The organism is Streptomyces sp. NPDC044921, from assembly GCF_056432865.1.
Genome location: NZ_JBWKIF010000035.1, coordinates 46,523 through 52,522, shown reverse-complemented (window position 1 = coordinate 52,522; position 6,000 = coordinate 46,523). Strand labels below are relative to the sequence as shown.

The window sequence follows — 6,000 nt, the reverse complement described above, 5'->3', positions numbered from 1 at the left end:
ATGGTCGACCCCCCGGAACTGGGCCATCATCGCGGCCGGTTCGATGTTGCGGCACCAGGCCACGCCGTGCTCGCGGTAGGTCGGGAAGACGTAGTCGTCGTCGCGCAGCGCCCGGCCCGAGCCGATCTGCGCAGCCTCCTGGCCCAGCAGGGACGGCCACAGGCCCAGCTCGCCCTGGCGCTGCAGGGCGGTGGCCTCGGCGTCGAAGCGGCGGACGAGCACCATGTCGCGGTAGAGACCTCGCAGGTCAGCGGCGGTCACATCGGCCGTGAACCCGTCGTACTCCGCGTTTGGGACTCGTTCACCCTCCGGGGTGAGCAGTTGCACGGCCCGCGGCTCGGTTCCGGGGCACGCCGGTGGTGTCATCTCGTTGGCTCCTTCGGCTGTCGGTCACCACTGCGGCTGTAGGTCGCCGCTCGCGTGCGTTCTGCGCTGTCGGTGGCCGGCGCGTCCGTCCACGCAGTGGGTCGTGAAGGGCCCGGCCGACGTGTCGCTCGTGGCGATCCGGGTGTGAGCCGGCCGGGCCTTGCAGGTACGGGATCGCCGCCGTGCCATGCCTACCAAGGCGGCCGGTTGGTGCGGGAGGCCTGGATGGCCCGCCCGAGCGGGCCGGTCACCCGGTCACCGCTCGGGGGCAAGGGGGGCGCCGATGTGCCAGCCCGGTCGGCGTTGTCGGGACGCCCGGCCGCCCGTGACAGTGGGCACTTCGAGCCGGAACGCGGATCAGGGGGGAGTGCCCCGGTGGACGGAGCGGACCGGCACCGACGACGAGCGACGGAGGAACGATGCTCATCGCCGAGAGACTGGCCGGTCCCCTGCCTGCCTACCGGGTCGACATCGACCGGAACGCCGTCCGGCGTTTCGCCGACGCGATCGGCGCGACGGACAACGTGCACCACGACACGACGGCCGCGCGGGCCGCGGGCCACCGCGACATCCTGGCGCCGCCCACGTACCTGTTCGGCGTCGACCTCGAACGGGGCGATGTGCTGCGCCGGTTGGCCGAGGCGGGCGCCGATCCGGCGGCCTGCCTTCACGTGTCCCAGGAGTTCAGCTACGTGTCGTCCGTCTGCGCCGGTGACACGCTGCTCCTGTCGCCGTCCTTCGCCGTGCCGTCGCTGCCCGCCCGCGGCCCGAGGGAGTTCGTCGCCCGGGACACGCTGGTCCGGCGTCCCGACGGCAGCCGGGTGGCACTACTGCGCCAGGTCGTCGCGATACAGGCGCGGCGGACGGCCGGGATGGCGGCATGACGGCGTACAGCCGGGAGGGCGCCACAACGCGGGACGGCCGGGAGGGCAGCTCCGCACCGGCGTACGGCTTCTCGACGTGTCCCGGGGCTGAACTGCCCCCGCTGCGGCTGCCGGAGGTCACCCCCGAGGTGCTGGCCGGGTTCGCCCGCGCGTCCGGTGACACCAACCCGATCCATCTCGACCCAGAAGCCGCGCGCGCGGCGGGCCTTCCCGGTGTGATCGCCCACGGCATGCTGACGATGGCACTGCTGGGCCGGCTGGTGACGTCGTGGGCGCCCCAGGACCGGCTGCGGTCGCTGCGTACCTCGTTCGTGGCGCCCGTGCCGGGCGGGGAAGCGATCACCTGTTCCGGGACGGTGACCGAGGTGACGCGCACCGGTGGCGAGGGCTGCCGGGCGCTGGTCCGGCTCGTCGCCCGCCGTGCGGACGGTACGACGGTGGCGCGCGGTGTGGCAGAGGTGGACGTCGACGCTGGCCCCGGTGAGGAGGTGCCCGATGCGGCTGCCTGATGTCCGCCGCTACCTCGACCGCTTGCGGACCGACCACACCGGGCGCCCCAGCCCCGAGGGGCTGAAGGCGCTGCACCGCGCGCACGTCGAGCGCATCCCCTACGAGACGCTCGACTTCCAGTTGGGCCGCCGTACGTCGCTCGCTCCGGAGTGCTCGGTGGAACGTGTCCTCAGGGGCCGCGGCGGCTACTGCTTCCACCTCAACGGAGCGTTCGCTCAACTGCTGAGGGCGCTCGGCTACCAGGTGACGTGGCATCGCGGTGGCGTCCAGGCCGACCGGGACACCCCCGCACCCGGCGCGAACGGCAACCATCTGACCCTCACCGTGTCGGTGGGGGACGAGACGTGGCTCGCCGACGTCGGCCTGGGGGACGCCCTGCACGAGCCGTTGCCGCTGCGTGCGGGCGTGCATGAGCAGGGGCCGTTCCGGTACAGGCTCGGGCCGTCGGCGGCGGAACCGGGCGGATGGCGCCTCGACCACCATGCGCACGGCAAGTTCGCGGGCATGGACTTCTCGACTGGGTCGGCCGCCCTGCCGGACTTCCAGACGATGCACCGGGTGATGTCCATGTCGCCGGCCTCGATGTTCGTCCGGATCGCCTCGGTGTACCGGCGGGACGCGGACGGTGTCGACGGCCTGTGCGGGTGCGTACTGAGCCGCGTCGACGGCTCCGGCAGCCGTACGGTGTGCGAACTGACCTCCGCCGACGAGTGGTTCGGCACCGTCGCGGAGGTGTTCGGGCTGACCCTCGACGACCTGGACGCGGGCGATCGTGCACGCCTTTGGGACTGGCTGGCCCGCTCGCACGCGACCAGGATCCGGCTCCGGGCGCAGCGGGAACAGCTCCTGGTCGGCGCCCCATGACGGCCAGGGGGAGCACCGGGACGACGGATCCGTCCGGTCCCGCTGCCGGACGGGTTGCCGCCGGCCGCCCTGACGCCGGACAGGAGGTCGCCGGACGGGTCTACGACGTGGGCGGCACACCGGTCCGGGTCTGGCGGGGCCGACTGGCCGACGAGCCGGCCGACGAGGACCTGCGCCTGCTGTCCAAGGAGGAGTCCGTCCGTTACCGCTCCTTCCACGCCCCTGTCCCGGCCGCCCGGTACGCGGGGGCGCACGCCGCGCTGCGTCGTGCTCTGGCATCCGTGCTCGGCGCGGATCCCGCCGCGATCGAGTTCGGCCGTGACCCGTGTCCCGTCTGCGGTGGGCGGCGGCACGGTCGGCCGGTGATCACGTTCCCGGAGACCGGCCTGGAGTTCAGCCTGTCCCATTCGGGTGCCGCCTGGCTGTGTGCCGCGGCCGACGGCACCGCGGTAGGAGCGGACGTCGAGCGCTTGCGTCCCCAGGCGCCGCCCGGACTGCACGAGGCGGTGCTCAGCGCCGCCGAGCGGTCCTATCTGGCGAGCCGTCCCCATGAGACGTGGCCGGCCGAGTTCGCACGCTGCTGGGCCCGCAAGGAGGCGGTGGTGAAAGGCAGCGGCGTCGGGGTGGCGACCGATCTGCGCCGGGTGGAGGTGCGCCCGGACCGCGCGACAGCGGTGGTGGTGCACCGGGGTGCCGAGGGCGGGCCGGACACCTGGGCGGTGCGGGACCTCCCCGCGGGGCCCGGCCACCGTGCGGCGCTCGCGGTGGCCGTCGTACCGCGCTGAACGCCGTCGTACCGCGCTGAACGCCGTCGTACGGCGACGAACGACGCGGCGGACAACGCCGTACGACGATGAGCGACGCGGCGGACAACGCCGTACGACGATGAACGACGTCGTACGGCGCGGCGGCCGGGAGCTCGGCGCACCGGGTGCCGGCGGCGGGCCGTGGATCAGGCGGGCTCCGGCGCGAGTATGCCCTCCTGCATCGCCCTGACCACCGCCATGGTGCGGTTGGGGCAGTTCAGCTTGGCCAGGATGTTGCTCACCAGTCGCTTCACACCGTGCTCGGAGATGACCAGACGGCGGGCCACCTGCTTGTTGCTGAGCCCTTCGGCGAGCAACTGCAGGACCTCCAGCTCCCGGGGCGTCAGGGTGGAGCCGCGGAAGTCCTGGTCCATGGAGCGTCTCTGGCCGGCCCTGCCGAGCAGGGTCCTGGCCAGGGTGGAGGAGACGTACAGCCGGTCTTCCAGTACGTCGGTGACCGCGGCGGCCAGGGTTTTCGTGTCGAGGTCCTGCTGGTCCACGAAACCCTGCCCGTGGATCTTCGCGGCGCGCTCGACGTCCTGGTCGTCACCGCCGTCGACCAGGACCAGCAGCCGCGTACCGAGGCTGCGAAGCTCCTCGGCGCACTCCGGCCACTGCTCGCCGGCCTCCTTCGCGGCGAGGACGACCAGCTCCGGGGTGTCGGGAAGCCGGGCCAGGACGTCCTGACCGGTGGCGTGGCAGCGGACCGAGCCCTCGTCGACCACGGTCCGGATCATGGCCTCCAGGCCGTAGCGCTGGACCACGTCCTGCAGCACCACGGCGATATGGCGAGCGGTCGGGTACTCGGCGTTCATTTCTCTCCCCCTCGTGCCTGGATGCATGGGCCCGGGGATGTCCCGGCCTGGGCGAGGACGACGTCCCGGAGTCGGAAGGGAACACGGGCATCCAGTTTCCGTGTCCCCTCCAGCATAAAAAAACGAACGATTGGTTTTCAATATCCCAATCACTCGATGAGACGACCGCCACACACGCTGTGGCCGCCGGACCCGTAGGTCCGGCGGCCACAGCGGAGACAGCGCGATCAGTGCGGTCTGGCGACAGCGCGATCAGTGCGTCTGAGGGGCTGCCGCGTGCTCGGACGGCGCGGTGCCGGCATGGGCACCCTGCGGCTCGGGCGTGCCCCGGCCCGCAGTGGCGATCAGGAGGACGACGAGCACCGTCTCCACCACCGCCAGCACGGGCAGCGCTCCCGGGCCGGACAGGGCGAGCAGCAGGCCGCCCAGGACGCCGCCCAGGGACGTGCCGAGGTACATGACGCTGGCGTTGAGTGCCATCACCTCGTTGCCGGAGGCGCCGGCGCGGCTCAGCAGCCAGACGGCGAGCGGCGGGTTGAGCATGCCGATCGCGAAGGCCATGATCATGACCAGCAGGACCAGCAGCCAGAAGGGGGTCTCGCCCCACAGGACCGAGCCGGACAGGCCGGCCATCGCGACAACGAGTGTTCCGGCGCCGATGAGGACGGTGCGCAGGGGGCCCAGCTTGTCACTCGCCGTGCCACCGATCTGGGTCGCGACGAGACCGGCGAAGCCGGCCGCGACGAACAGCGCCGCGATGCCCTTGGTGCCGACGCCGCCCGAAGCCGAGGTGATGGGGGCGATGTACGTCATCATCATCATGCTGCCCGCGGACAGCATCATCATCGCGCTGAGCCCCCTCAGAACGGGGCCGCGGGTGACCGGGGCGAGCCTCTCGCGCAGGGTCATGGCCGGCGGCAGCTCCAGCGGCGGAAGCAGCGCGAGCATGCTAACGAAAACGACCGCGCCGAGCGCCACGCACATCCAGAAGGCGGCCTGCCAGCCCCATGTGCCGCCGAGCCAGGTGCCGATCGGCACGCCGAGGAGCTGGGCCAGCATGATGCCGCCGCTGAGCAGGCCGAGCGCCTTGCCGCGCTGCCCCTCAGGCGGGACGGTGCCAGCGGCGGCGAAGCACATCGGAGTCACCACGGCGGCGGCCACGGCGCTCAGCACGCGGGAAGCGAGCAGTACCTCGTAGGAACCCGCGGTCGCGGCGACGACATTGCCGAGGATGAACAGCGCGACCGCCCAGGCGGCGAGTGTGCGGCGGGGCACGCGGGCGGTGACCACGGCCGCGAGGGGCGCGCAGACCGCGTAGACGATCGAGTAGACGGTCACCAGCTGGCCCGTGGCCGACTCGCTCGTTCCGAGGCCCTCGGCCAGTTCGCGCAGGATGCCCGCGACGACGAAGTCGGCGGTGCCGAAGGTGAAGAGTGCCAGCACCAGTGGTGCGAGCCAGAGTCCCATGAGGTCCAACCTCTCGGTGTGCAGGGGGAGATGCGGGGGGAGGCCGCTGCCCGGGCCGTCAGGATAGCCAACAGGCGACTACTAAACAACGCGTGTCGATTAGAGGCCTCCATCGCGCAGGATCGGTGCCGCAGGTGGGCCACTCGCAGCGTTCCACGCACGGCGCCGAATCCGGATGCCCGAAGGGGCGGCACGAACGAAGGGCTCGTCGTGCGCCGTCCGGAGTGCTCGTTCGTGCAGGGCGTCAGGGCTCGGACGGACCGCCGTCGGGTTCGTACGATCCGGCGG

At 72.2% G+C, this 6,000-nt stretch carries 7 protein-coding genes; 4 read left to right on the top strand and 3 right to left on the bottom strand.

Annotated elements, in window-relative coordinates:
• Positions 1-366, bottom strand: a 366-nt coding sequence (locus AC07DA_RS34855; RefSeq protein ID WP_479132254.1) for a thiamine pyrophosphate-dependent enzyme, incomplete at its 3' end; no start/stop codon positions are given.
• Between the two features lie 419 nt (positions 367-785).
• Between AC07DA_RS34855 and AC07DA_RS34850 the strand changes: the two genes are divergently transcribed.
• The 4 genes from AC07DA_RS34850 to AC07DA_RS34835 all read left to right on the top strand — a co-directional run bounded on the left by AC07DA_RS34850 (position 786) and on the right by AC07DA_RS34835 (position 3,409).
• Positions 786-1,250 carry an FAS1-like dehydratase domain-containing protein gene (locus AC07DA_RS34850; protein ID WP_479132253.1) on the top strand — a complete coding sequence of 155 codons (465 nt, stop codon included), beginning with the start codon at positions 786-788 and terminating at the stop codon, positions 1,248-1,250.
• On the top strand, positions 1,247-1,759 hold the full coding sequence (locus AC07DA_RS34845) for a MaoC/PaaZ C-terminal domain-containing protein (protein WP_479132252.1): 513 nt from the start codon (positions 1,247-1,249) through the stop codon (positions 1,757-1,759). Before AC07DA_RS34850 ends, AC07DA_RS34845 begins: the two co-directional genes overlap by 4 nt.
• Complete coding sequence (locus AC07DA_RS34840; RefSeq protein ID WP_479132251.1) at positions 1,746-2,624, top strand: arylamine N-acetyltransferase family protein; 879 nt, start codon at positions 1,746-1,748, stop codon at positions 2,622-2,624. The genes AC07DA_RS34845 and AC07DA_RS34840 overlap by 14 nt, the downstream gene beginning before the upstream one ends.
• Positions 2,625-2,731: 107 nt before the next feature.
• Positions 2,732-3,409, top strand: a complete 678-nt coding sequence (locus AC07DA_RS34835) for a 4'-phosphopantetheinyl transferase family protein (RefSeq protein ID WP_479132250.1) — start codon at positions 2,732-2,734, stop codon at positions 3,407-3,409.
• Between the two features lie 167 nt (positions 3,410-3,576).
• On the opposite strand, the gene AC07DA_RS34830 is transcribed toward AC07DA_RS34835, so the two are convergent.
• Positions 3,577-4,245, bottom strand: coding sequence for a helix-turn-helix transcriptional regulator (locus AC07DA_RS34830; RefSeq protein ID WP_479132249.1), 669 nt, complete (start codon positions 4,243-4,245; stop codon positions 3,577-3,579).
• A gap of 252 nt (positions 4,246-4,497) precedes the next feature.
• Positions 4,498-5,712 carry an MFS transporter gene (locus AC07DA_RS34825; protein WP_479132248.1) on the bottom strand — a complete coding sequence of 405 codons (1,215 nt, stop codon included), beginning with the start codon at positions 5,710-5,712 and terminating at the stop codon, positions 4,498-4,500.
• Positions 5,713-6,000: the final 288 nt, after the last annotated feature.